The organism is Streptomyces murinus, assembly GCF_002154555.1.
Taxonomy (GTDB): domain Bacteria; phylum Actinomycetota; class Actinomycetes; order Streptomycetales; family Streptomycetaceae; genus Streptomyces; species Streptomyces murinus.
This window is the reverse complement of record NZ_MUNF01001040.1, coordinates 1-802: the sequence shown is the minus strand read 5'-3', so window position 1 is coordinate 802 and position 802 is coordinate 1. Positions and strand designations below refer to the sequence as shown.

The following is an 802-nucleotide window of genomic DNA, read 5'->3' as shown; positions in this document are numbered from 1 at the left end:
GCGTCCTCCCCGTCCAGTCGGCCCGGGCCGATCTCCCCGGGCGGCGTCCGGCCGCCGAGCCCCCGTCCGTTGCCGAGCCCGCCTCGGCGCTTGACTTCGTGGGGTCCGGGCCGCCCACCTATGACCCCGAGCCCACCGCCCTGCCCCACGCCGAGCCGGAGGAGCTGGGGGAGTTGGTGGCGGACACGGTCCTGGACGGGGCCCGGTACGGGACCTGGACGCTGCGGTCGGTGTCGCTGCGCGGGGACTCGGCGCGCTACCGGGGCGAGCCGCGCCGGGACGCGCTGCTGACCGCGCGCTTCGGCACCGGCGACCACGCGCTGGTGCTCGTCGCGATGGCCACCGGCGCCCGCGCCACCCCCGAGGCGCACCTCGCGGCGGCCGAGGCGTGCCGCTGGATCGGCCGGGCGGTGGGCCGCAGCCATCAGCGGCTCGCCGAGGACATCCGGGCCACCCGGCGCGCCGATCTGAAGGCGGGCCTGCACCGGCTCACCGACCGGAGCCTCGGCCGGCTCCGCGCGAGCGCCCTCGAACGGGGCGCACGGCCCGAGGAGTACACGGCCACCCTGCGCTGTCTGCTGCTGCCCGCCGACCCGCACTGCCGTACCCGCGTCTTCTTCGGCGTCGGCGACGGCGGCCTCTTCCAGCTGCGGGACGGCAGCTGGCGGGACATCGAACCGCGCGCCACGGACCACGCGCCCCCCGAGCCGCCCGGGACAGCCGAGCCCGCCGAGGAGGACGACGACCGCCTCACCCTCGACCTCGGCGTCCCGCAGGTCCCGTACGAACAGCTGCCCGAGCC

1 protein-coding gene is annotated in these 802 nt (G+C 77.9%); it reads left to right on the top strand.

Translation table 11 applies throughout. The features are described 5' to 3' along the window. Positions 1-802: protein phosphatase 2C domain-containing protein (locus CCN72_RS37520; RefSeq protein WP_425276211.1), on the top strand; the 802-nt coding region annotated here is incomplete at both ends.